Origin of the sequence: Kineosphaera limosa NBRC 100340 (genome assembly GCF_000298215.1) — a bacterium.
GTDB classification, from domain to species: Bacteria; Actinomycetota; Actinomycetes; order Actinomycetales; family Dermatophilaceae; genus Kineosphaera; species Kineosphaera limosa.
Genome location: NZ_BAHD01000005.1, coordinates 83,342 through 108,059, shown reverse-complemented (window position 1 = coordinate 108,059; position 24,718 = coordinate 83,342). Strand labels below are relative to the sequence as shown.

The 24,718-nt window shown below is 69.2% G+C and carries 22 protein-coding genes; 11 read left to right on the top strand and 11 right to left on the bottom strand.

The window, feature by feature from the left end; genetic code table 11:
* The first annotated feature begins 49 nt into the window (after window positions 1-49).
* Window positions 50-793, top strand: coding sequence for an ABC transporter ATP-binding protein (locus KILIM_RS02350; protein ID WP_006591008.1), 744 nt, complete (start codon window positions 50-52; stop codon window positions 791-793).
* A complete protein-coding gene (locus KILIM_RS02345; protein WP_006591007.1) occupies window positions 790-1,590 on the top strand; it encodes an ABC transporter permease in 801 nt (266 codons plus the stop codon). Before KILIM_RS02350 ends, KILIM_RS02345 begins: the two co-directional genes overlap by 4 nt.
* 61 nt (window positions 1,591-1,651) lie before the next feature.
* Here KILIM_RS02345 and KILIM_RS02340 read toward each other — a convergent pair whose 3' ends face one another.
* On the bottom strand, window positions 1,652-2,632 hold the full coding sequence (locus tag KILIM_RS02340) for a heme o synthase (RefSeq protein ID WP_006591006.1): 981 nt from the start codon (window positions 2,630-2,632) through the stop codon (window positions 1,652-1,654).
* A gap of 297 nt (window positions 2,633-2,929) precedes the next feature.
* Between KILIM_RS02340 and tkt the strand changes: the two genes are divergently transcribed.
* From tkt to KILIM_RS02320, 4 genes are read left to right on the top strand one after another with little or no spacing between them, the layout of a single operon-like run.
* Entirely contained in the window at window positions 2,930-5,122 is a 2,193-nt protein-coding gene (gene tkt / locus KILIM_RS02335) for a transketolase (protein WP_006591005.1), read from the top strand.
* Between the two features lie 4 nt (window positions 5,123-5,126).
* Window positions 5,127-6,281 (top strand): transaldolase, encoded by a 1,155-nt coding sequence (gene tal, locus KILIM_RS02330; protein WP_006591004.1) that lies wholly within the window; start codon window positions 5,127-5,129, stop codon window positions 6,279-6,281.
* A gap of 11 nt (window positions 6,282-6,292) precedes the next feature.
* Window positions 6,293-7,837 carry a glucose-6-phosphate dehydrogenase gene (zwf, locus tag KILIM_RS02325; protein WP_006591003.1) on the top strand — a complete coding sequence of 515 codons (1,545 nt, stop codon included), beginning with the start codon at window positions 6,293-6,295 and terminating at the stop codon, window positions 7,835-7,837.
* Window positions 7,834-8,802, top strand: coding sequence for a glucose-6-phosphate dehydrogenase assembly protein OpcA (locus KILIM_RS02320; protein WP_006591002.1), 969 nt, complete (start codon window positions 7,834-7,836; stop codon window positions 8,800-8,802). The genes zwf and KILIM_RS02320 overlap by 4 nt, the downstream gene beginning before the upstream one ends.
* 65 nt (window positions 8,803-8,867) lie before the next feature.
* On the opposite strand, the gene KILIM_RS02315 is transcribed toward KILIM_RS02320, so the two are convergent.
* From KILIM_RS02315 to uvrC, 9 genes are all read right to left on the bottom strand, one after another.
* Window positions 8,868-9,218 carry an RNA polymerase-binding protein RbpA gene (locus KILIM_RS02315; RefSeq protein WP_006591001.1) on the bottom strand — a complete coding sequence of 117 codons (351 nt, stop codon included), beginning with the start codon at window positions 9,216-9,218 and terminating at the stop codon, window positions 8,868-8,870.
* 90 nt (window positions 9,219-9,308) lie between these two features.
* Window positions 9,309-9,551, bottom strand: a complete 243-nt coding sequence (gene secG / locus KILIM_RS02310) for a preprotein translocase subunit SecG (RefSeq protein WP_006591000.1) — start codon at window positions 9,549-9,551, stop codon at window positions 9,309-9,311.
* A 156-nt stretch (window positions 9,552-9,707) separates the two neighbouring features.
* Window positions 9,708-10,490: a triose-phosphate isomerase gene (gene tpiA / locus KILIM_RS02305; RefSeq protein ID WP_006590999.1), complete on the bottom strand. Its 783-nt coding sequence runs from the start codon at window positions 10,488-10,490 to the stop codon at window positions 9,708-9,710.
* Window positions 10,491-10,524: 34 nt separating this feature from the next.
* Window positions 10,525-11,733, bottom strand: coding sequence for a phosphoglycerate kinase (locus tag KILIM_RS02300; protein ID WP_006590998.1), 1,209 nt, complete (start codon window positions 11,731-11,733; stop codon window positions 10,525-10,527).
* 172 nt (window positions 11,734-11,905) lie between these two features.
* Complete coding sequence (gap, locus tag KILIM_RS02295) at window positions 11,906-12,910, bottom strand: type I glyceraldehyde-3-phosphate dehydrogenase (RefSeq protein ID WP_006590997.1); 1,005 nt, start codon at window positions 12,908-12,910, stop codon at window positions 11,906-11,908.
* A 274-nt stretch (window positions 12,911-13,184) separates the two neighbouring features.
* Entirely contained in the window at window positions 13,185-14,165 is a 981-nt protein-coding gene (gene whiA, locus KILIM_RS02290; protein WP_006590996.1) for a DNA-binding protein WhiA, read from the bottom strand.
* Between the two features lie 162 nt (window positions 14,166-14,327).
* Window positions 14,328-15,284 (bottom strand): gluconeogenesis factor YvcK family protein, encoded by a 957-nt coding sequence (locus tag KILIM_RS02285; protein ID WP_006590995.1) that lies wholly within the window; start codon window positions 15,282-15,284, stop codon window positions 14,328-14,330.
* On the bottom strand, window positions 15,281-16,201 hold the full coding sequence (gene rapZ / locus KILIM_RS02280) for an RNase adapter RapZ (RefSeq protein WP_006590994.1): 921 nt from the start codon (window positions 16,199-16,201) through the stop codon (window positions 15,281-15,283). Before rapZ ends, KILIM_RS02285 begins: the two co-directional genes overlap by 4 nt.
* A 128-nt stretch (window positions 16,202-16,329) precedes the next feature.
* Complete coding sequence (uvrC, locus tag KILIM_RS02275; protein WP_006590993.1) at window positions 16,330-18,270, bottom strand: excinuclease ABC subunit UvrC; 1,941 nt, start codon at window positions 18,268-18,270, stop codon at window positions 16,330-16,332.
* 209 nt (window positions 18,271-18,479) lie between these two features.
* Between uvrC and KILIM_RS02270 the strand changes: the two genes are divergently transcribed.
* From KILIM_RS02270 to KILIM_RS02250, 5 genes are all read left to right on the top strand, one after another.
* On the top strand, window positions 18,480-19,715 hold the full coding sequence (locus tag KILIM_RS02270; protein WP_006590992.1) for a branched-chain amino acid ABC transporter substrate-binding protein: 1,236 nt from the start codon (window positions 18,480-18,482) through the stop codon (window positions 19,713-19,715).
* A 99-nt stretch (window positions 19,716-19,814) separates the two neighbouring features.
* Complete coding sequence (locus KILIM_RS02265; protein ID WP_006590991.1) at window positions 19,815-20,747, top strand: branched-chain amino acid ABC transporter permease; 933 nt, start codon at window positions 19,815-19,817, stop codon at window positions 20,745-20,747.
* Window positions 20,744-22,453, top strand: coding sequence for a branched-chain amino acid ABC transporter permease (locus KILIM_RS02260; protein WP_006590990.1), 1,710 nt, complete (start codon window positions 20,744-20,746; stop codon window positions 22,451-22,453). Before KILIM_RS02265 ends, KILIM_RS02260 begins: the two co-directional genes overlap by 4 nt.
* A 10-nt stretch (window positions 22,454-22,463) precedes the next feature.
* Window positions 22,464-23,354: an ABC transporter ATP-binding protein gene (locus KILIM_RS02255; protein ID WP_006590989.1), complete on the top strand. Its 891-nt coding sequence runs from the start codon at window positions 22,464-22,466 to the stop codon at window positions 23,352-23,354.
* Between the two features lie 4 nt (window positions 23,355-23,358).
* The gene (locus KILIM_RS02250; protein WP_006590988.1) at window positions 23,359-24,063 is read left to right on the top strand and encodes an ABC transporter ATP-binding protein; all 705 of its coding nucleotides are present in this window, start codon (window positions 23,359-23,361) and stop codon (window positions 24,061-24,063) included.
* A 108-nt stretch (window positions 24,064-24,171) separates the two neighbouring features.
* Here KILIM_RS02250 and KILIM_RS02245 read toward each other — a convergent pair whose 3' ends face one another.
* The gene (locus KILIM_RS02245; RefSeq protein ID WP_006590987.1) at window positions 24,172-24,624 is read right to left on the bottom strand and encodes a Rieske (2Fe-2S) protein; all 453 of its coding nucleotides are present in this window, start codon (window positions 24,622-24,624) and stop codon (window positions 24,172-24,174) included.
* Between the last annotated feature and the right edge of the window lie 94 nt (window positions 24,625-24,718).

The window sequence follows — 24,718 nt, the reverse complement described above, 5'->3', positions numbered from 1 at the left end:
CGTCGTGCCCACCGACCACCGAGATCCGTCTGCACCAGGTCAGCGCGCGGTGCCGGCCGACGACGAGCCGGCGCCGGTGGTCGTCGAGGGTCTGGTCAAACGTTTCGGTTCGTGCCTCGCGGTCGACGACATGTCGCTGCGAGCGCGCCGGGCACGCATCACCACGATCCTGGGCCCTAACGGCGCCGGCAAGACGACCGCCATCGCCTGTCTGCTCGGGCTGCTGCGCCCGGACGCGGGCAGTGTGCGCGTGCTGGCCGAGGATCCCTGGCGGGCGGAGGCCGGGCACCGGGCGCGGGTCGGGGTCATGCTGCAGGACGGTGGACTGCCGAACACGGTGGGCGCCCGTCGACTCTTGGAGCACCTGGCGCGGCTGTACGCCGGCGCGCAAACCCCCCAGCGGGTGGCCTCGGAGTGGATCGACCGCCTGGCCATCGGCCCCTTCGAGAGGACGCCGGTACGCCGGCTCTCCGGTGGCCAACGACAGAAGGTCGCCCTGGCGGCGGCGCTGCTGGGGCGCCCGGAGGTGGCCTTCCTCGACGAGCCGACCGCGGGACTCGACCCCCACGCCCGCCTGGAGACCTGGCGGTTGCTGCGCGAGCAGCGCGACGCCGGACGCACGCTCATCGTCACCACGCACTCTTTCGAGGAGGCCGAGCGGCTGGCCGACGACGTCGTCATCGTCGCCTCGGGCAAAGCGGTGGCGCAGGGCACCTTGGCCCAGGTCGTGCCGCCCGGCGCGAGCCTGGAGGCCACCTACTTCGCCCTGACCGGCAATTCGGAGGACTCATGACCAACCGCACCCCCTCCTCCGCTGCCCCCGTCGCGGCGGATCCGGCGGGGCCGATCGGGCCTGCTCCGTTCGCTCGCCGGGTGCTCGCGCAGGCGCGGTTCGAGACCAGCACGCTGCTGCGCAACGGCGAGCAGCTGCTCGTGGCGCTGATCTTGCCGGCCCTGGCGCTGGTGGGCCTGGCGTTATCGCAGGCCCCGTCGCTGGGGCCGGGTGAGCGCATCGATGTCGCGGTGCCGGGGGTGCTGGCCTTGGCCGTGCTCTCGACCGCCTTCACGGGTCAGGCGATCTCGACGGGCTTCGATCGCCGCTACGGGGTGCTGCGGCTGCTGGGCGTCAGCCCGCTGGGCCGGGCGGGTCTGCTCGCCGGCAAGGGTCTGGCGGTGCTGGCGGTCGCCGTCGTGCAATTCGTCGTGCTGGCGGGCCTCGGCCTGGCGTTGGGTTGGCGCCCGAGCCTGATCGGTCTGCCGGTGGCGACTCTTTTCTGGCTCCTGGGGTCGTGGGTCTTCGTCGCGCTGGCGCTGCTGCTGGCCGGGGCGCTGCGCGCCGAAGCGGTGCTGGCGCTGGCGAACCTCGTGTGGGTGCTGTTGCTGGCACTGGGTGGCGTCCTCATCCCGCCGCAGGCCATGCCCGCCGGGCTCGGCACGATCGCCGAGCTGCTCCCCTCCGGCGCCCTGGCCGACGGTCTGCGTGGCGCCCTGCACCTTGGTCACTTCGACGCCGGTGCCGCCCTGGTGCTGCTGGCATGGGGGCTGCTCGGCACCGCACTCGCCCTGCGCTACTTCCGCTGGTCAGACTGAGCCGCCGATTGGTGGCGGTGGCCGACCGACTGGGCCCCGCGTTGCTAGGGCGGGCCGGCGCTCAGAACGGCAGCGGCAGGTGCAGCAGGGGGTCGACGGCGACCGCGACGAAGAGGATCGTCAGGTAGCTGATCGAGAAGTGGAACAGCCGCATGGGCCGCAAGGAGGCCAGCGTGCGATTCTCCGGTGCTCCGGCGCGGCGCAGCAGCACGTGCGCCTCGTGGGCGAAGACCAGACCGGCGAGCACGGCGGTGACCAGGTAGATCCAGCCCATGCCGCCGACGGGTACCAAGACGAGGGAGACCGCCACGGTGGCCCATGTGTAGAGCACGATCTGGCGGGCGACGGTGATGTCTTGTTCGACGACCGGCAACATCGGCACCCCCGCCGCCGCGTAGTCGTCCTTGAACCGCATCGACAGCGGCCAGTAGTGCGGGGGCGTCCAGAAGAACACGACGAGGAACAACACGACGGGCGCCCACGCCAGTGAGTTGGTCACCGCGCTCCACCCGATGAGCACCGGTATGCAGCCGGCCACCCCGCCCCAAACGATGTTCTGGCTGGTCCGGCGCTTGAGCATCAGCGTGTAGAAGATGACGTACAGACCGATGGCGGCCAGCGACAGGCCGGCCGACAGCCAGTTGACCGCGAAGCCGAGGATGAGCACCGAGGCGATGCCCAGCACGAACGCGAAGACCAGCGCCCGCCCCGGCTCGATGAGTCCGGTGGCCAGCGGCCGCCGCTCGGTGCGATGCATGAGCCGGTCGATGTCGCGGTCGAAGTAGCAGTTGAAGACGTTGGCGCTGGCCGCCGACAGCGTGCCGCCCACGAGGGTGGCCACGATAAGGCCGACCGGGGGCACCCCGCGCTGCGCGAGGAACATCACGGGAAAGGTCGTGACGAGCAGCAGCTCGATGATCCGCGGCTTCGTCAACGAGATGTAGTCGGACACGCTGGCCCGCCGCGGCACGAGGATCGACGCCGGGCCCCCGGGCGCAGACGCGTCGAGCGAGGGACTGTGGCGTGGCTGAAGTGCGGTCACGGTGTCCTTTGCTTCAGGCGGCGGTCGGCCGAGTCGAGACGCTCACCGGCGGCTGCGGGAATGCCCTGGGCTGACGCGGCACCGGCGAGAACCCGGCCAGTCTAAGGGCAAAGCGCTCCCGTGACCGTAGCAAGTCCGGTGCTGCCGTGTCCGTGCACGGCAGCAACTCCCCGGTGCACCTTGTCGGTCCACACCGTTAGTGTCGAGCCTGACATCGTCCACCCGCCGTCACCCCCGTCGTCCCGGGCCTTTGGCTCCGCACGACCAGCGCGGCGGAGCCCGAGAGGAGCACCCATCGTGGCAGATCAGACCACCCGCAACGTGTCGCCGCCCAAAGCCGAGTCCCTCGGCTGGACCGACACGGATGTTCGTGCGGTAGACACCGCGCGCGTGCTCGCCGCCGACGCGGTGCAAAAGACCGGCAACGGTCACCCCGGCACCGCCATCAGCCTGGCGCCGCTGGCCTACCTGCTCTACCAGAACGTCATCGTGCACGACGTCGCCGACCCGCACTGGCTGGGCCGCGACCGGTTCGTGCTCTCCAACGGCCACTCGAGCCTCACCCAGTACATCCAGTTGTTCTTCGACGGCTTCCTGGAGAAGTCCGACATCTCCTCGTTGCGCACCTGGGGCAGCAAGACTCCCGGGCACCCCGAGGTGCACCACACGCAGGGGATCGACCTCACGACCGGCCCGCTGGGCTCCGGCGTCGCCACCGGCATCGGCATGGCGATGGCCCAGCGTCGCCAGCGCGGTCTCTACGACCCGGCCGCCGCACCCGGCGAGAGCGTCTTCGACCACCACGTCTACATCGTCGCCGGCGACGGCTGCATGATGGAGGGCGTCGCCAGCGAGGCCAGCTCCCTGGCCGGCACGCAGCAGTTGGGCAACGTCACGCTGATCTTCGATCAGAACCAGATCTCGATCGAGGACGACACCGACATCTCCTTCTCCGAGGACGTCCCCAAGCGCTACGAGGCGTACGGCTGGGACGTGCGGGTCGTGGAGTGGCGCACCAATCACGGCACCACGAGCCCCACCTACGTCGAGGATGTCGACGCGCTCTTCGCGGCCATCGAGGAGGGCAAGAAGGTTCTCGACAAGCCCACGTTCATCATGCTGCGCACGGTCATCGCGTGGCCCTCTCCCAAGGCGCAGGGCACCGGCAAGTCACACGGCTCGGCGCTCGGCGACGACGAGGTCAAGGGCCTGAAGCGAGAGCTCGGCTTCGACCCCGAGCAGACCTTCGAGGTCGATGAGGAGATGCTCGCAGCGGTCCGCAAGGCCCGCGCCGAGCGCAGCCGCCTGCACCGGCAGGCCTGGAACGAGCAGTTCGCCGCGTGGCAGCAGGCCAACCCCGAGGGCTCCCAGCTGCTGGAGCGGGTGCAGGCGGGGCAGCTGCCGGCGGGCTTGGACGCGGCTCTGCCGTCGTGGGAGGCCGACGAGAAGGGCATCGCGACCCGCGCCGCCAGCGGAAAGGTGCTCACCGCGCTGGCCGACGTCATGCCCGAGCTGTGGGGCGGCTCGGCCGACCTGGCCGAGTCCAACAACACGACGATGGCTGGCCAGCCGTCGTTCCTGCCCGACGACCGCCAGACCGCCATGTGGCGCGGCAACCCCTACGGCCGCACGCTGCACTTCGGGGTGCGGGAAAACGCCATGGGCATGATCCTCAACGGCATCGCGCTGGAGGGCCTGACCCGGCCCTACGGCGGCACGTTCCTCGTGTTCTCCGACTACATGCGGCCCGCCGTGCGCCTGGGCGCCATCCAGCAGTGCGACGCGATCTACGTGTGGACCCACGACTCCATCGGCCTCGGGGAAGACGGACCCACCCACCAGCCGATCGAGCACCTGGCCTCGCTGCGCGCCATCCCCGGCCTCGACATCGTGCGCCCGGCCGACGCCAACGAGACCGCCCAGGTGTGGAAGCAGGTACTGGCGCGCCACGGCCGGCCCACCGGGATGATCCTGTCCCGTCAGGCGTTGCCCGTGCTCGACCGCTCCACGATGGCCGGTGCCGACGGCGTCGCCAAGGGCGCCTACGTGCTGGTGGAGGGATCGAAGAGCACGCCCGACGTCATCCTCATCGCCACCGGCTCCGAGGTTTCGATCGCCGTGACCGCCGCCGCGACGCTCGAGACGCAGGGCGTGGCCGCCCGGGTCGTCTCGATGCCGTGCGTCGAGTGGTTCGCCGAGCAGGACGCCGCCTACCAGGAGCAGGTGCTGCCGGCGGCCGTTCGCGCCCGGGTCAGCGTCGAGGCCGGCTCGTCGCTGGGCTGGCGCGAGTTCGTCGGCGACGCGGGCAAGATCGTGGCCATCGACCACTTCGGCGCCTCCGCGGACGGCAAGCGACTGTTCCAGGAGTTCGGATTCACCGCCGAGGCCGTCGTGGCCGCCGCCGAGGCGTCGCTGGCCCGCGTCTCCGACGCCGTTCCGGGAGGCGACGCGCCGGTCGTCGCCACCGCCACCTTTGAGGAAGGCAACTGAGCCGATGACAGCAAACACACCCGGGCAGGCATCGGCCAACCCGCGGTTGGCGGATGTCGCCCGGGCGGGCGTCTCGATCTGGCTGGACGACTTGAACCGCCCGATGCTCACCTCCGGCGAACTCGGCCGCAAGGTGGCGGAGCTGGGGGTCGTGGGCGTCACGACGAATCCCACGATCTTCGCGGCGGCCCTCACCCAGGGCGGCGCCTACGACCAGCAGGTCGCGCAACTGGCGGCCGAGGGCGCCGACGTCGAGTCGGCGGTCTGGGCCCTCACCACTCGCGACGTGCAGGACGCCTGCGACGTGCTGCGTCCGGTCTTCGACGCCACCGACGGCGTCGACGGCCGGGTCTCGATCGAGGTCGACCCGCGGCTCGCGCGCGACAAACAGGGCACTCTCGACATGGCCCGGCGCCTGTGGCAGTCGGTGGACCGGCCCAACGTCATGATCAAGATCCCGGCGACCGTCGAAGGGCTACCGGCAATCGCCGAGGCGATCGCCGAAGGCATCAACGTCAACGTGACCCTCATCTTCGGCATCGACCGCTACCGCGGGGTGATGAACGCCTATCTGACCGGTCTGGAGCAGGCCCGCGAGCACGGGCGGGACCTGTCCCGCATCCACTCGGTGGCCTCGTTCTTCGTCTCTCGGGTCGACTCCGAGGTCGACCAGCGCTTGCAGCAGCTGGCCGACGGTGAGCACGCCGACCAGGCCCGAGCATTGGCGGGCAAGGCCGGCATCGCGAACGCCCGGCTCGCCTATCAGGCGTTCGAGGAGGTGTTCTCGACGCCGCGGTGGGCCAACCTGGGCGACGACGGGGCGCACAAGCAGCGTCCGCTGTGGGCCTCGACCGGTGTGAAGAACCCCGAGTATCCCGACACCATGTACGTCACCGAGCTCATCGCTCCCGAGACGGTCAACACCATGCCGGAGAAGACGTTGCAGGCGGTCGCCGACCACGGCGAGGTCACCGGCGACACGATCGTCGGTCAGTACGAGCAATCGGCGTCGACGCTGGACGACCTGGAGCGCCTGGGCATCTCCTACACCCAGGTGGTGGAGCAACTCGAGCAGGAGGGCCTGACCAAGTTCGAGGCCTCCTGGGAGGAATTGCTGGAGTCCGTCGACGGCGAGTTGCAGCGGGCCGGCGCCGAATGACGGGAACCGAGATGACAGGGGTCGTGATCGGCCCGGGCCTCAACCCGCTGCGGGATCCGCGGGACAAGCGACTGCCGCGAATCGCCGGGCCGTGCAGCATGGTGATGTTCGGCATCACCGGCGACCTGGCCCGCAAGAAGCTCATGCCCGCGATCTACGACCTGGCCAACCGGGGCCTGCTGCCGCCGGGTTTCGCGCTGGTCGGCTTCGCCCGCCGCGACTGGGATCACGAGGACTTCGCCGAGGTCGTGCACGAGTCGGTCCGCCAGTACGCCCGCACTCCCTACCGGGAGGACGTCTGGCGGCAACTGTGCGAGGGCTTGCGGTTCGTGCAGGGCACCTTCGACGACGACGCCGCGTTCGACGACCTCGCGCAGACCCTGCTCGCGCTCGACGCGGAGCGGGGCACCGGCGGCAACCACGCCTTCTACCTGTCCATCCCGCCTGGCAGCTTCGGCCAGGTGTGCCAGCAGCTACAACGCAGCGGCCTGGCGGCACCGCAAGGCGATGCGTGGCGCCGGGTCGTCATCGAGAAACCGTTCGGTCACGACCTCGAGAGCGCGCGCGCCCTCAATGACATCGTGGAGTCGGTGTTCGCCCCCGACTCCGTCTTCCGCATCGACCACTACCTCGGCAAAGAGACGGTGCAGAACCTGCTGGCGATGCGCTTCGCGAACCAGATGTACGAGCCCATCTGGAACGGCAACTACGTCGACCACGTGCAGATCACGATGGCCGAGGACATCGGCATCAGCGGTCGCGCCGGCTACTACGACGGCATCGGCGCCGCCCGCGACGTCATCCAGAATCACCTGCTACAACTCCTGGCGCTGACCGCCATGGAAGAGCCCGTGGCCTTCGACGCCGTCCACCTGCGCGCCGAGAAGGAGAAGGTGCTCTCCTGCGTGCGCCTGGCCGGAGATGTCACCGAGGCGACCGCCCGCGGTCAATACGCCGCGGGCTGGCAGGGCGGCGACAAGGTGATGGGCTACCTGCAGGAACACGGCGTCGACCCCGGCTCCACCACGGAGACCTACGCGGCGCTCAAGCTCGCCGTGGAGAACCGGCGCTGGGCCGGAGTGCCGTTCTACCTGCGCACCGGCAAACGGCTGGCCAAACGCGTCACGGAGATCGCTGTCGTCTTCAAGAAGGCCCCGCATCTACCCTTCTCCGCCACCGACACCGAGGAGCTCGGCAAGAACGCCATCGTCATCCGGGTACAGCCCGACGAGGGCGTGACGATCCGGTTCGGCTCCAAGGTGCCCGGCCCCTCGATGGAGGTGCGCGACGTGACGATGGACTTCGGCTACGGCCGCGCCTTCACCGAGTCCAGCCCCGAGGCCTACGAACGACTCATCCTCGACGTGTTGCTCGGCGACCCGCCGCTGTTTCCGCGGCACGAGGAGGTCGAGTTGTCGTGGCAGATCCTCGACCCGGTCACTCAGGCCTGGGCGCGTGAGAAGCACAGCCCGCAGGCCTACGAATCCGGGTTGTGGGGACCGCAGTCCAGCGACGACATGCTGGCCCGTGACGGACGCCACTGGAGGATGCCGTGATCGTCGACCTGCCGGCCACCAGCGTGCAGGCCGTGACCAAGAAGCTCGTGCAACTGCGCGACGACGTCGGGTCGATGGCGCTGGGGCGGGTTCTCACGCTCGTCGCGATCACCGACGAGCACGGCGCCGAGACCGTGCTGCACGTCGCCGGTGATGCGACCCGCCAACACCCCAGCCGCATCGTGTGCCTCGTGACCGGCAACCGCCGCGCCGCCAACCGCATCGACGCGCAGATCAGGGTCGGCGGAGACGCCGGCGCCAGCGAGGTCGTCGTGTTGCGCCTCTACGGCGAGCTGACCCGGCACGGGGAGTCGGTGGTGTTGCCGCTGCTGCTCACCGACTCCCCCATCGTCGCGTGGTGGCCGCAGAACGGTCCGAAGAACGCCGCCGCAGACCCCGTGGGCTCCCTCGCGTCGCGTCGGATCACCGACGCGGAGCACTCGGTGGACCCGACGAAGTCGATTCTGGGTCGCGCGAAGACGTACACCCCTGGTGACACCGACCTCTCGTGGACGCGCACGACGAAGTGGCGCGGCCTGCTCGCGGCCGCCCTCGATCAGCCGCCCTTCGAACCGGTCACCGCCATCACGGTCACCGGCGGCCAAGACTCGGCCGCCTGCGACCTGCTCGCCGCCTGGCTCGCCACCTACCTCGATGCCCCGGTGACCCGAGAGCACACTCGACCTGGCACGGGCATCATCGGGGTTCGGTTGCAGCGCCCCTCGGGGTCGGTCGACCTCGACCGGCCCGACGGCTCGGTGGCCACCCTGGAGCAGGTGGGCCAGCCGATGCGGCGACTGGCGTTGGCGCGGCGCTCCGACGCCGAGTGCCTGGCCGACGAGCTGGCCCGCCTCGACGCCGACGAGGTCTACGAACGCACGCTGCGCGACGGGCTGCCGCGGTTGTCGGCGGCCAAGCGTGGCGGCGGCGCGCAGTCGGCCGGACCCGTCGAGCCCCAGCCGTAGCCACCCGCTCAGAGAGGCTGCGGCGTGCGGGGTTCTTCCCCGCACGCCGCAGCCTGTGTCGAGCGTCAGCCGCGACCGCGGCGCGTGCGCAGGGCGCTCAGTGCCTCGTCGAGCAGATTCTGCCCGTCAGCGTCGGTGCGCCGCTCTTTCACGTACGCCAAGTGCGTCTTGTACGGCTCGTTGCGCAGCGGCTCGGGCGGGTTCTGTTGGTCACGCCCGGCCGGCAGACCGCACCGGGGGCAGTCCCACTGCTCGGGCACGGTCGCGCCTTCTTCGATGGCGAAGCTCGGGGCGGTCTCGTGACCGCGGGCGCACCAGTACGAGACGGTCAGCCGGGGGGCGGCGTCGCCGCGCTCGGCCTCCCCCATCGGTCCAGCACCGACGCGACTTCCACGAATGACGTTAGATCCGGCCATGTTTCACCAGTCCCTTGCGCAGCCGATCGCACCACGATATCGCAGCGGACCGGTGCGCATGCGGTGATCGACGGGGGCGAAACCCCTGTCTCAGGCGAAGCGCGTCAGCAGTCCCAGACCGACGATGCAGGCGAGCCACACGAGGGCCACCGTGATCGTGATGCGGTTGAGGTTTCGTTCTGCCACCGAGGACCCGCCCATGGTGCTCTGCATGCTGCCGCCGAACATCTCCGACATACCGCCGCCTTGACCCTTGTGCATGAGAATGAGCAGCACGAGGAACAGACCGGTCACCACGAGCATGACCTGAAGGGCGATGTGCAACACGTCCACGGTGGGGAACTCGTTTCGTCGTCGGAGTGCACGGGATCTCCGGGCATGGCCGACCATCAGGATACTGCACCGACCCGGGGGTCGATGCAACGCGACCCACGCGCCGGCCCGGGTGCTCACGTGCGACCGGGGCCGGCGCTGGGGTGCGAACTACCTTCAGCTGCGCTGGAACCCGGCGATGCCGGCGAACTCCTCGGCCTTCAGCGAGGCACCGCCGACGAGGGCGCCGTCGACATCCGGCTTGGCCATGATGTCGGCGACATTGCTCGACTTCACCGAGCCGCCGTAGAGGATGCGCACGCCGTCGGCCAGCTCCTGGCCGTAGAGCTCGGCGAGCTTGCCGCGGATCGCCTCACACACCTCCTGGGCATCCTCCGGGGTCGCGACCTCGCCGGTGCCGATGGCCCAGATGGGCTCGTAGGCGATGACGATGTCTTTGGCCTGCTCGGCGGGCAGCCCGTCGAGGTCGGCCTCGATCTGCGCGAGCACGTGGGCGACCTGGCCGCCCGCCTTGCGCACCTCGAGGGCCTCACCGCAGCACAGGATCGGGATGAGCCCGTGCTTGTAGGCGGCCTTGACCTTGGCGTTGAGCAACTCGTCGGTCTCGCCGTGGCCTTCGCGGCGCTCGCTGTGGCCGACGGCCACGTAGGTGCAGCCGAGCTTGGCCAGGAACGCCCCGGAGATGTCGCCGGTGTAGGCGCCCGAGTCGTGCGGCGACAGGTCCTGCGCGCCGTACTTGATGTCGAGCTTGTCGCCCTCGACGAGGGTCTGCACGGTGCGCAGGTCGGTGAACGGCGGCAGCACGGCGACCTCGACGGCCGAGTAGTCGTGCTTGGCGTCCTTCAGCGTCCAGTCGAGCTTCTGCATCAGGTGCGTGGCCTCGGTGTGGTCGAGGTTCATCTTCCAGTTGCCCGCCATGAGCGGAGTGCGCTGGCTCATCGTTGCCTTTCGTCGGTGATCGGGTGAGCGGCGCTCACTTGGAGAGGATGTCGATGCCCGGGAGGGTCTTGCCCTCCAGGTACTCCAACGAGGCGCCGCCACCGGTGGAGATGTGTCCGAAGTCGGAGTCGGCGAAACCGAGCTGGCGGACGGCCGCAGCGGAGTCGCCGCCACCGACGACCGTCAGGGCGCCGTCCTTGGTGACGTCGACGAGGGCCTGCGCGACGGCCTTGGTGCCGGCGGCGAAGGGCGCCATCTCGAACGCGCCCATCGGGCCGTTCCAGAAGACCGTCTTGGTGTCGGAGAGCTTGTCGGCGAACAGCTGGGCCGACTCCGGGCCGATGTCCAGGCCCATCTGGTCGGCGGGGATCGCGTCGGCGGCGACAACCTCGTGCGGGGAGTCCGCGGAGAACGCCTCCGCCACGACGATGTCGGTCGGCAGCACGATCTCCACGCCCTTGGCCTGGGCCTCTTCGAGGTAGCCCTTGACGGTGTCGATCTGGTCGGCCTCCAGCAGGCTCTTGCCGACCTCGTGGCCCTGAGCCTTGAGGAAGGTGAACACCATGCCGCCGCCGATGAGCAGCCGGTCGGCGACGTTGAGCAGGTTGGCGATGACGCCGAGCTTGTCGCTGACCTTCGCACCGCCGAGCACGACGGCGAACGGGCGCTGCGGGTCCTGGGTGAGCCGCTTGAGCACGTCGACCTCGGTGCCCACGAGCGCGCCGGCGTAATGCGGCAGGCGGGTCGCCACGTCGTAGACCGACGCCTGCTTGCGGTGCACGACGCCGAAGCCGTCGGAGACGAAAGCGTCGGCCAGGCCGGCCAGCTCGTCGGCGAAGGCGCCGCGCTCGGTCTCGTCCTTGCTCGTCTCCCCGGCGTTGAAGCGCAGGTTCTCCAGCAGGGCGACATCGCCGTCGGACAGCGACGCCACGACCTCCTGCGCCGACGGGCCGGTGGTGTCGGCGGCGAACTTCACCTCACGCCCGACCAGCTCGGAGAGGCGGCCGACGACGGGCTGGAGCGAGTACTTCTCCTCCGGGGCGCCCTTGGGTCGGCCCAGGTGAGCGACGACGATGACCTTGGCGCCGGCATCCGCGAGGGCCTTGATCGTGGGGGCCGAGGCGCGCACGCGGCCGTCGTCGGTGATATTGCGGTCGGCGTCGAGGGGAACGTTGAGGTCGCTGCGCACGAGCACGCGCTTGCCGCGTACGTCGCCGGCGAGGAGATCGTCAGTGGTCTGCATGAGCACTCCTAAGTCTGGTTCTGCGATGCCGCGAGGGCGGTGAAATCGGAGTCGGCGCAGCGCTGCCACGACTCGGTGGGCAGGGGCCGACAAAGCGGCGTGCGCCGAGCGACCGGAACGTCGGTCACCCGGCGCACGCCGATGATGTGCCTAGTTAGCGAGGCGGAACGTCTCAGAGCGACTTGCCGACGAGCTGGCAGAGGTCGACAAGGCGGTTGGAGTAGCCCCACTCGTTGTCGTACCAGCCGACGACCTTGACCTGGTTGCCGATGACCTTGGTCAGGCCGGCGTCGAAGATGCAGGACGCCGGGTCGGTCTCGATGTCCTTGGAGACGATCGGGTCCTCGGTGTACACCAGGTAGCCCTTGAGCGGGCCCTCTTCGGCGGCCTTCTTGACGATCGCGTTGACCTCTTCGACCGTCGTCTCACGGCCGGCCTCGAAGGTGAGGTCGGTCGCCGAGCCCGTGGGTGTGGGAACGCGCAGCGCGTAGCCGTCGAGCTTGCCCTTGAGCTCGGGCAGCACGAGCGCCACGGCCTTGGCGGCACCGGTCGTCGTGGGGACGATGTTCAGGGCGGCGGCGCGGGCGCGGCGCAGGTCCTTGTGCGGCGCGTCCTGCAGGTTCTGGTCCTGCGTGTAGGCGTGGATCGTCGTCATCAGACCCTTGACGATGCCCAGGTCGTCGTTGAGGGCCTTGGCCATCGGCGCGAGGCAGTTCGTCGTGCACGAGGCGTTCGAGATGATGTTCTGGCTGCCGTCGTACTGGTCGTCGTTGACGCCCATGACGATCGTGATGTCCTCGTTCTTCGCCGGGGCGGAGATGATGACCTTCTTGGCGCCGCCGTCGATGTGCGCCTTGGCCTTCGTCGCGTCGGTGAAGAAGCCGGTGGACTCGACGACGATGTCCGCGCCGACGCTCTTCCAGTCCAGCTTGGCCGGGTCGCGCTCGGCCCAGGCAGCGATCTTGTGCCCGTCGACGGTGATGGAGTCGTCGTCGTAGGTGACCTCGCCGTCGAGACGGCCGAGGATCGAGTCGTACTTCAACAAGTGGGCGAGGGTCTTGTTGTCGGTCAGGTCGTTGACGGCCACGATCTCGACATCGGCGCCGGAGTCCTTGACGGCGCGGAAGAAGTTCCGGCCGATACGTCCGAAGCCATTAATACCCACACGTACAGTCACAGCTGAGCCTTCCTGAAAGGTGTTCTCGGACAGAGTGTTCGCCGCTGCGCTACACCACGGGTCGTCCCCGCGGGTGTGCAGGCATCCACGTGCGCCGGCTGCGAGCAGTGCTGTGCCGACGCGGCGAACTCGTACCTCCTCGTACGATCACCCCCGACCCTATTAGATTCCAGGGTCCGGCGAACATCGAGCCACCGAAGAATCTCGCGGCCGAAGACGTACCCGGCACATCAGGTGGGATGCGGGGCCAACGGCCCTGGACGCCCGTCGCCGCTCAGGCGTCGAGCATCTCTTCGGTGAGCACGGCCTCGGTACCTGGGATGCCTTGTTCCTGCGCGCGCTTGTCGGCCATCGCCAGCAGTCGCCGAATGCGGCCCGCGACGGCATCCTTGGTCATCGGCGGTTGCGCAAGGGCGCCCAATTCTTCCAGGCTCGCCTGCTTGTGCTCCAGGCGCAGATTGCCCGCCTCGCGCAGATGGTCGGGGATCTCGTCGCCGAGGATCTCCAGCGCCCGCTCGACCCGGGCGCCGGCGGCCACCGCGGCCCGCGCGGAGCGGCGCAGGTTGGCGTCATCGAAGTTGGCCAACCGGTTGGCCGTCGCGCGCACCTCCCGGCGCACCCGGCGCTCCTCCCAGGCCAGCACCGCGTCGTGCGCGCCCATCCGGGTCAACATGGCGCCGATGGCGTCGCCGTCGCGGATGACGACCCGGTCGACGCCGCGCACCTCCCGCGCCTTGGCCGACAGCTCGAGCCGGCGGGCCGCGCCGACCATCGCCAACGCCGCCTCCGGCCCGGGGCAGGTGACCTCCAGCGAGGAGGAGCGGCCCGGCTCGGTCAGCGAGCCGTGGGCCAGGAAGGCCCCACGCCAGGCGGCCTCGGCGTCGCAGGTAGAACCGTTGACTACGCGCGGCGGCAGCCCGCGGACCGGACGACCCCGCACGTCGATGAGGCCGGACTGCCGGGCCAGCGCCTCGCCACCCTCCTGCACCCGCACCACGTACCGACTGGTGCGACGCAGTCCCCCCGCGGAGATGACCATGAGTTCGCTGTTGACGCCGTACAACTCGGTCAGGGCGGCGCGCAGGCGTCGGGCGGCGCTGGCGGTGTCCAGCTCGGCCTCGATGACGATGCGCCCGGAGATGATGTGCAGACCCCCGGCGAACCGCAGGGTCGCCGCGACCTCGGCCTTGCGGCAGCACGGTTTCGTCACCGGGAGCCGACTCAGCTCGTCCTTCACCTTCGCCGTCATCGCCATGAGGGTCATCCTGCCATCGCCGCGGCACCGAGCCGGCACCGCACGCGCCCGTGCACACCCCTGGGGCACGTGAGTTCCGTTGCACCCCAGAAAGGTTCCAGCCTTCGCCAACTCATCAGAGGCACTTTTTGACCGTTTTGCCGGGATTAGACCCGGTCGAGCTCACCGGCGGTCGTCGATGATGTCGCGATAGGCCGCCGCCAGACGCAAGGTGTCGTGCTTGTGCCCGTCCTCGAGTTGGGCGACCGGAGCGACGACGAGTCGCGCGCCCATCGCCTGCGCCGCCTGGGTCAGCTGCTCGCGCTGCCCGTTGGACCCGACGACGCTCGGATCGACGAGCACGACATCCAGGCGCATCTGCGGGGCGTGCGCGGCGAACACCTGCAGGTGGTCGGCGGCGGAGAAGCCGTTCGTCTCGCCGGTGTTCAACTCCAGGTTGAGGGTGAGGATGCGGCCGGCCTCAGTCGTGCGCAGCGCCTGCGCCAGGTCGGGCACCTTCAGGTGCGGCATGATCGAGGTGAACCACGATCCCGGCCCCAGCACGACCCAGTCGGCGTCGAGCACGGCCTGCACGGTGTCGGCATGCACGGGAGGATCGGGTGGATCGAGGGCGATGCTGAGCACCTCCCCCGGCGACTTGGCCACGGCCACCTGACCGCGGACCAACTCGATCTCCCGAGGGTGCGCCGGATCGGCCCCGCGCACCCGCGCGGTGATCTCCAGTGGCACTGCGGCCATCGGCAGCACCCGCCCGCGGGCCCCGAGCAGCCGCCCCACCGTCTCCAGTCCGGTGACCGTGTCGCCCAACAGGTCCCACAGGCTGACGATGAGCAGGTTCCCCAGCGCGTGCCCGCCGAGCGGGCCGCCGCCGGGAAAGCGGTGCTGCAGCGCGTCGCGCCACAGATGCCCCCACTCGGAGTCGTCGCACAGCGCGGCCAGCGCCATCCGCAGATCGCCTGGCGGCAGCACGTCGTACTCGCCGCGCAGCCGCCCGCTGGAGCCGCCGTCGTCGGCCACGGTGACGATCGCGGTCAGCCCGTCGGTCACATGCCGCAGGGCCCCGAGCGTCGCCGCCAGTCCGTGCCCACCGCCGAGCGCGACGACGGTCGTGCGACTCATTCGCGCCCCAGGTCGCGGTGGAAGAGCAGGGTCGCGATCTCGTCGGTGCTCAGCCGCACGGCCAGTTCTTCGGCGATGGCCACCGAGCGGTGCTTGCCGCCCGTGCAACCGACGGCCAGCGTGATGTACCGACGCCCCTCGGCCAGGTAGCCGGCGATCATCGTCTCCAGCAGATCGACCGCCCGCTCGATGAACTCCGCCGCGCCGGGCCGCTCCAGCACGTAGGTGGCGACCTGCTGATCGCGCCCCGTGAACGGCCGCAGCTCCGGAATCCAGAACGGATTGGGCAGGAAGCGCATGTCGAACACGAGGTCAGCGTCGAGGGGCACCCCGTATTTGAAGCCGAAGGAAACCACCGCGATCCGCAGCCGCGCACTCGCCGCGCGCCCGCCCATCGCGTCGCGCACCTTTGCCGACAGTTGGTGCACGTTCAGCCCGGAGGTGTCGACGACGAGATCGGCGTCGGCGCGCAGGTCGGCGAGCAACTCGCGTTCGTTCTGGATGCCGTCGAGCAGCCGACCGTCGCCCTGCAGCGGGTGCGGTCGGCGAACGCTCTCGAAGCGCCGCACGAGGGTCTCGTCGTTGGCGTCCATGAACACGATGCGCGGCTCGCTGCCGGCGGCGCGCAGATCCTCCACGGCGTGCCGAAAGGCGTCGAAGAGGTCGCCGCTGCGGGCGTCGACGACGGCCGCCAGCCGCGACACGGGAGGCCTGCCACCGGCTCCGCTGCTTGTGAGCTCGACGAGCGGCGCGAGCATCTGCGGGGGCAGGTTGTCGACGACGTACCAGCCCAGGTCCTCCATCGCGTGCGCAGCGGTGCTGCGCCCCGCCCCGGACATGCCGGTGAGGATGACGACGCTGTGGCCCTGTGGCGCCCCGGAGGCGTCCGAACGGCCAGCGGGAGTCTGCTCGGTCATCCGCCTGCACCTGCCTTCGCTGCTCGTCATCGCTATCCCGGACTCCTATCCTCGCAGGCCGCGGCGCCTTTCGGCGATCCTGCGCCAACCTCTGGGCCGACCCTGGACCGACCCCTGCGCCGCTGCGCTCAGTCCGTCACCTCGCCGGTCATGACGTTGACGGCGCCCCCCGACGGCTGCTCGGCCAGCGCCTCGTGGATGCTCGCGGCGAGCGCCGGCCCGATCCCCGGCACCGCCTGCAGCTCCTGCGGATCGGCGCGGCGGATGGCGGAGACGGTGCGGAACGACTTCAGCAGCGCTCGGCGACGGGCGTCACCGAGACCGGGAATGGCGTCGAGGGCACTGGCCGTCATCGACTTGGAGCGCTTCTGCCGGTGGTAGGTGATGGCGAAGCGGTGCGCCTCGTCGCGCAGGCGCTGCAGCAGGAACAGCCCCTCGCTGGTGCGCGGCAGCACGACGGGGAACTCCTCGCCGGGCAGCCACAGTTCCTCCAGCCGCTTGGCCAGCCCGACCACGGCGACGTCGGTGGCGCCTACCTCCGCCAGGGCCGCCTGCGCCGCGTTGACCTGCGGCAGCCCACCATCGACGACGACGAGCTGGGGCGCGTAGGCGAAGCGCCGGGGGCGGCCCGTCTCCGGGTCGATGCCGGGCGTGACCTCGGTTTGCGCCGTCTCGTCGGGCTGTGCGCGCTGCTGGCGGAAGCGGCGCGTCAGCACCTCGCGCATGGCCGCCGTGTCGTCGACGCCGGGCCCCTTGATGGCGAACCGGCGGTACTCGGACTTTCGCGGCAGACCGTCTTCGAACACGACCATGGAGGCCACCACGTCGGTGCCCTGCACGTGCGAGACGTCGTAGCACTCGATCCGCAGCGGCGCCTCGGGCAACTCCAGGGCCTCCCGCAGCTCCTCCAGGGCGCGGCCGCGGTTGGTCAAGTCGCCGGCGCGCGACACCTTGTGCCGGGCCAGGGACTGGGTTGCGTTGCGTTCGACGGTCTGCAGGAGTGCGCGCTTGTCACCCCGTTGCGGCACCCGCAGGTCGACCCGCCGCCCAGCGAGCTCACCGAGCCACGGCCCGAGCGCGTCGGCGTCGGCGGGCAGCACCGGCACGAGCACCTCGCGGGGCACGTCGCCGGCCGCTCGAGGCCCGTACACCTGAGCCAGCAGGTGCCCGACCAGCTGCGCATCGTCTTCGTCCTGACGTTCCAGCACCCAGCCGCGCTGGCCCCGGATGCGACCGCCGCGCACGTGGAAAACCTGCACCGCGGCCTCCAGTTCGTCTCCGGCAAGCCCAAAGACGTCGGCGTCGGTGGCGTCGTTGAAGACGACCGCGGAGTGCTCCAACGCCTTCTCCAGGGCACCGATGTCGTCGCGCAGGCGAGCGGCGGCCTCGAAGTCCAGCTCGGCGGCGGCGGCCTTCATCCGCTTCTCCAGCCGCTTGACGAACTTGCCCGTGTCGCCGGCCATGAAGTCGCAGAAGTCCTGCGCGATGGCGCGATGCTCCTCCTCGCTCACCCGCCCCACACACGGTGCCGAACACTTGTCGATGTACCCCAGCAGGCAGGGGCGGCCCACCTGCCCGGCCCGCCGGAACACCCCGTTGCTGCACGTGCGTAGGGGGAACACCCGTAACAGCGTGTCGAGCGTCTCCCGGATCGCCCACGCGTGCGCGTAGGGACCGAAGTATCGGGTCGAGCGCCGCTTGGCGCCGCGCATGACCTGGGCCCGGGGAAACTCCTCCCCCATCGTCACTGCGAGGTAGGGGTAGGACTTGTCGTCGCGGTACTTGACGTTGAAGCGCGGGTCGAACTCCTTGATCCAGGAGTACTCCAGCTGCAGCGCCTCGACCTCGTTGGCCACCACGGTCCACTCGACGCTGGCTCCGGTGGTCACCATGGCCGCCGTGCGCGGGTGCAGGGCCGCCGTGTCCTGAAAGTACGAGGAAAGCCGCGCCCGAAGGGATTTCGCCTTCCCGACGTAGATGACCCGACCTTCCTTGTCGCGGAACCGATAGACGCCGGGATCGGTCGGGATGTCGCCGGGCCGGGGGCGGTAACTGGCGGGAGCGGGCACCGATACACCCTACGATCGCGCGCCAAGAAACATAACGACCTGGCCACAGGGGCGCGCAAATAGTAGGTCGGAGCGGGTGTGTCGACTTATGGTCCTGACACTCGCACAGGAGTCTTGTGCGTTTGTCTCGGTGCGCCCGGTGAGCAGCAGTCACCGGCAGGTCGAGACCGGGCAACCGCCCATTTCTGAACACTTAGCAGGAGGTCCCTGTGGCTCAGCGTTCCCTAGTCCGGGTCGGCGTGACGATCCTCGCGGCGTCCCTGGCTCTGTCGGCGTGTGGCTCCCGAGGGGGAGACACCAGCGCCGGCAGTGGCTCCACCGCCGGTGGAGACAGCGCCGCCAAGGTCGCCAAGATCGGTGTCATCGCACCACTGTCCGGCGATCTGTCCGCCCTCGGGTTGGGCATCCGTAATGCCGTCGACCTTGCCGTCAAGCAGGCCAACGAGTCCGGCGCCATCCCGGGGTGGACCCTGCAGATGGACGCCAAGGACGACGAGGCCAAGCCGGAGACCGGCAAGAACGCGGCCACGGCCCTGGCGGGTGACGCCGAAGTGGTCGGTGTCGTCGGCACCCTGAACAGCTCCGTCGCCCAGAACGTGCAGCCGGTGCTGGCCGGCGCGAACATCGTGCAGGTCTCCCCAGCGAACACCGGCCCCTCGCTGACCCGCGGCGCGGACTTCGCCAACGCGCCGAAGCGCACGTACGCCAACTACTTCCGCACCTGCACCACCGACGACGTGCAGGGTCCGTTCGCGGCCCAGTACCTCATCGAGCAGGGCATCAAGAAGGTCGCCACGATCCACGACAAGAAGACCTACGGTCAGGGTCTCGTCGACGCCTTCACCAAGGAGTTCAAAGCCAAGGGCGGCACGATCACCGGTTCGACGACCGTCAACCCGGAGGACGCCAACTTCCAGACCGCCATCACGGCCATCCGCGGTGGTAGCCCCGAGTTGGTCTACTACGGCGGTGAGTACCCCCAGGCCGGCCCCCTGAGCCAGCAGATGAAGAGCGCCGGGCTCAACGTGCCGCTCATGGGCGGTGACGGCATCTACGACCAGAAGTTCATCGACCTGGCCGGCGCCACCGCCAACGGCGACCTGGCGACGTCCGTCGGTGCCCCCACCGACGAACTGGCCAAGGGCAAGGAGTTCCTCGACGCCTATCAGGCCGCCGGGTTCACCGACCCCGCCAGCGCCTACGGCGCCTACGCCTACGACGCCGCCAACGCCATCATCGAGGGCCTGAAGGTCTCGCTGAAGGACGCGGCCGACGCCAGCTCCGCCCGGCAGGCCACCATCGACGCGGTCGGCAAGGTCGACTTCGAGGGTGTGACCGGCAAGGTCGCCTTCGACGAGTACGGCGACAGCAAGACCCGGACCCTGACCGCCTACAAGGTGGAGGGTCTGAAGTGGGTCGCGGCTAAGACCGGCTCCGTCGAGTAGTTCGACACCTCCTTCCATATCGCACACGCTCGGGCGGCGGGGCCCAATCCCGCCGCCCGAGCGCTCTGTGCACTGACCGACAGGAGGACAGGCCCGAACATGGCTGACATCCCCCAGCAACTTGTCAACGGACTGACCAACGGGTCGCTGTACGCGCTGATCGCGGTCGGCTACACCGTCGTCTACGGCATCGTCCAACTCATCAACTTCGCCCACGGCGAGGTGTTCATGATCGGGGCCTTCGGCTCCCTGAGCACCTGGTATTTCCTCTTCCGCGACAACACCTCCGTGTGGGTTCTGCCGATCATGCTCATCGGCGCAATCGGCGCCTCGGTGCTCACCGCCGTCATCATGGAACGCGTGGCCTATCGGCCATTACGCGGCGCCCCACGATTGGCGCCCCTCATCACCGCTATCGGTATCTCGATCTTCCTGCAGGAGTTCGTGCGCCTCTTCTACGGCGACATCCCCGGATTCCCCAGCGCCAAGGCGAAGATCCCCTTCCCGCGGATCGACGTCGTCACGGGGCAAGCCTTCGAGATCGGCAATGTCACCATCCAGCGGCCCGCGCTGTTCACCATGGGCTGCCTGCTGGCCTGCTCGATCTTCCTGTACTGGTTCATCAACAAGACCAAGCAGGGCCGCGCGATGCAGGCCGTCTCGCAGGACCCCGACACCGCGCGCCTCATGGGCATCGACGTCGACAAGGTCATCGTCATCGCGTTCGCCGTGGGTGCAGCCTTGGCGGGTATCGCCGGTGTTGCCTACGGGTTGCAGAACAACAACATCGACTTCCGGATGGGCTTCATGGCCGGTCTCAAGGCATTCACCGCCGCGGTTCTGGGGGGTATCGGCAACGTGCAGGGCGCGGTCGTCGGCGGGCTGGTTCTCGGCGTCGCCGAGGCGCTCGCCGCGGGCGTCCCCTTCATCGGCGGCACCTGGAAGGACGTCTTCGCGTTCTCCCTGCTGATCCTCGTGCTCGTCTTCCGGCCCCAGGGCCTCATGGGCGCGCGGGTGGTGGACCGGGCATGAGCACCACCGCTACCCCCACCCAGCAGCCCGCCGCCGACGCCCGCGGCACCGGCCTCGGGCGCCTCTCCTGGCCACTGGCATTGACCGGCTCGATCCTGATGATCGCCGGCTCGCTCATGTCGTGGTCCTACAACCCCCGGGTGCTCGGCGACCTGACGCTCTACTTCAACCCCGGCGCGCTGCAGATCCAGATGATCCTCGTCGGGCTGCTCGGCCTCGTGTTCACCCTCTCGGTGCGCGGGCCGCTGCGCAAGCTCGGGCGCTTCCTCGATGCCGGCAGGGCGCTACAGCGTCTGGGGCTCGGCGCCGCCGCGTTCATGGCGCTCGTGCTCGTGGCCATCACCCTCGAGGCCGGCGGTCTGATCAACGCTGACCCGGGAGCCTGGGTCGTACTCCTCGGCGCCGTACTGGCCGCAGTCGGCGGCCATTTCAGCACACATCGACCCGACCGCGACATCACCGGGGTGCGGCTTCCCGCGTGGGCCGAAATCCTGCTCATCGTCGCCGGTGTCGGCGCCTTCCTCTTCCTGGCCGCCGACGCCCTCTCGTTGCGTGATCCATGGCAATTCGTGCTGCTGCTGGGCACCGTCGGCATCCTCTGCGCGGCGCTGGCCGGCGCGCGGTTCTTCGATTGGCTCGGCATCGTCGCCTCCCGGCACTCCCGAGTGCTGATGCTGGCCGCCTTCGTCGCCGCCTTCGCCTTCCCGCTGACTCAGCAGGGTTCGGACGCGAATATGTCGATCGCGACGCAGGTCATCATCTTCGCCGCGACGGCCATCGGCCTGAACATCGTCGTCGGCCTCGCCGGCCTGCTCGACCTGGGCTACATCGCGTTCCTCGGCTCCGGGGCCTACGTCGGCGCGATCCTCTCGGGGTCGGCGTTCTCGACGATCGGCTGGACCCCGCCGTTCTTCGTCACGGTCCTCATCGCGGGTGTCTTCACCGCCATCCTCGGCCTCATCATCGGTAGTCCCACGCTGCGGGTCTCCGGCGATTATCTGGCGATCGTGACCTTGGCCTTCGGCGAGATCTTCCGGTACGCGATGTTCAACCTCGACGGCAACAACGGGCCGAACCTCACGAACGGCCCCAACGGCATCCCGGCCATCCCCGACCTCAACTTCTTCGGCTTCGATTTCGGTAAGAGTCACGACCTTTTCGGATTCACGATCACTCGCTTCTCGAACTACTACATCCTCCTCCTCATTGTTTTGGCCTTCATCATCCTCGTGTTCGTCCGCCTCAACGACAGCCGGATCGGCCGTGGCTGGGTCGCGATCCGCGAAGATGAGAAGGCGGCGGACGCGATGGGCGTCAACACGTTCGCGCTGAAGCTGTTCGCGTTCGCCGGTGGCGCCTTCCTCGCCGGTATCGCCGGGTCGATCAAGGCGCACCAGGACGTCTCCGTCACTCCCGACCAGTACCAGTTCCTGGAGTCGGCCTTCCTGCTGTCCGCGGTCGTGCTCGGTGGTATGGGAACGGTCGGCGGTGTGCTCATCGGCGCGGTCATTCTCAAGTTGCTGCCCGAGAAGCTGCGCTTCTTCAGCGAGTACCGACTGCTGCTCTTCGGACTGCTGCTCGTGCTCATGATGCGCTTCCGGCCCGAGGGGCTGGTAGCGAGCAAGCGACGCAAGCTGGAGTTCCACGAAGAGGACGAGCAGCTCGCCGCCGACATCCAAAAGGTTCACCTGCGGGAACAGCAATGAGGGAGCAGCAATGAGCACGAGCACGCAGACAGCGTCTGCGACGAGCCAGGCCAAGGGTGCGCCGCTGCTGGAGGCCCGCGGGGTGGTCATGCGGTTCGGGGGTCTCACGGCCGTCGACCACGTCGACCTCACCGTGCACGAGGGCGAGATCGTCGGCCTCATCGGCCCCAACGGCGCCGGCAAGACGACGTTCTTCAACTGCCTCACCGGCATGTACAAGCCCACGGAGGGCGAGGTGCGCCTGGCCGGGCAGGTGCTGCCGCCGGTGCCGCGCAAGGTCGTGGTCGCCGGGATGAGCCGCACGTTTCAGAACATCCGGCTGTTCGCGAACATGACGGCACTGGAGAACGTCATGGTGGGGCGCTACTGCCGCACCACCTCCAAGGCGCTCACCTCCATCCTGCGCGGGCCCAAGTACCGCCGCGAGGAGGCGGAGACGCGGGCCCGGGCCCAGGAGTTGCTCGAGTACGTCGGGCTCGGCCACACCACCGAGCAGCTGGCGCGCAACCTGCCGTACGGCGACCAGCGGCGGCTGGAGATCGCGCGGGCGTTGGCGACCGACCCGAAGGTCGTGCTGCTCGACGAGCCGACGGCGGGCATGAACCCGCAAGAGACCCGGGAGGCCGAGCAGCTGATCTTCAAGATCCGCGACTCCGGCCTGGCCGTCGTCGTCATCGAGCACGACATGCGCTTCATCTTCAACCTGTGCGACCGGGTGCTGTGCCTGGTGCGCGGCGCTGCCCTCATCGAGGGCACCCCCAAGGAGGTGCAGTCGGACCCGCGCGTCATCGAGGCCTACATCGGCACCGGTGACACGGAAGAGTCCGAGGCCCTCGAGGAGGCGTTGCACGAGCACGACGAGATCGTCGAGCACCTCGACGACCGCCCGAAGGAGGCCTGAGCAGATGCTGGAGGTCAAGGACCTCGTCGTCGCGTACGGCAAGATCAAGGCGGTCAAGGGCATCGACTTCACCGTCGACCAGGGCCAGGTGGTGTGCCTCATCGGCACGAACGGCGCCGGCAAGACGACCACGCTGCGCACCATCTCCGGGCTGCTGCGACCGGAGTCGGGGTCGATCACGTTCGAGGGTGAGCGCATCGACACGATGCCCGCGCACAAGATCGTGACGCTCGGGCTGGCGCACTCCCCCGAGGGCCGGCGCATCTTCCCGCGGATGACCGTGGAAGAGAACCTGATGCTCGGGGCCTACAGCCGCAAGGATCGGGAGCTCAAGAGCGACCTCGACGCGGCGTTCGAACTGTTCCCGATCTTGGAGGAGCGGCGCAACCAGCCGGCGGGCACCTTCTCCGGCGGTGAGCAGCAGATGCTGGCGATGGGTCGGGCCATGATGAGCCGCCCGCGCCTGCTGCTGCTCGACGAGCCGTCGATGGGGCTCTCGCCCCTGATGATGAAGCGGATCATGAGCACCGTGCGGACCCTGCGCAGCCAGGGCACCACCATTCTGCTCGTCGAGCAGAACGCCCAAGCCGCCCTCAGCCTCGCCGACCACGGCTATGTGCTGGAAGTCGGCAAGATCGTGCTGGCCGGAACGGGTAAGACCCTGCTCGCGAGCGACGAAGTGCGCAAGGCCTACCTCGGCGAGGACTGACCCACGATTGCCGATGGTCGTACTTTCCGGCGGGCTTCAGAGTTCTTTTCTCTGACTTTCGCCGGAAAGTACGACTATCGGCGGGGGACTCTCGAGTGCGGGCGGGGGTTAGCTGAGGGTGACGGTGTTGCCGGTTTTGGAGACGGTGCGCTTGGGGAGGGCGGCCTGGGCCGGGCCGCGGGTGGCCTCACCGGTGGCGGGGTCGAAGCGGCTGCCGTGTGCCGGGCAGACCAGCTGACCGTCGGAGAAGCGGTTGATGGTGACACCCTCGTGGGTGCACGTGCTGGAGAGGGCGACGAAGGAGCCTTCGGTCGGCTGGGTCAGCACGATGTGCGCGTCGGGGAAGAACTTGGCCTCGCCGACGGCCGGCTCCCCCTTCTGGACCGCCGCGGCGATCGCGCTCATCGTCTCCGCGTTGACCGACGGGAACGAGCCGGAGGCTATGTCGGCGCCGCCACCACCGCAGGCGGCAAGCACGGGGATGCTGAGGCCGGCGACGGCCAGCGAGCCGACGGTGGTGAGAAATTGCCGGCGACCCGGGGTGGGCTGTGAGAGCGACACGGGGCTACTCCTGCTCTTCGGGGGCCTCTGTGGGGGCCCCTGTGGGGACCTCTGAGGGACACAGTGGGGCCTCTGTGGGGCATAGTGCAGCGGC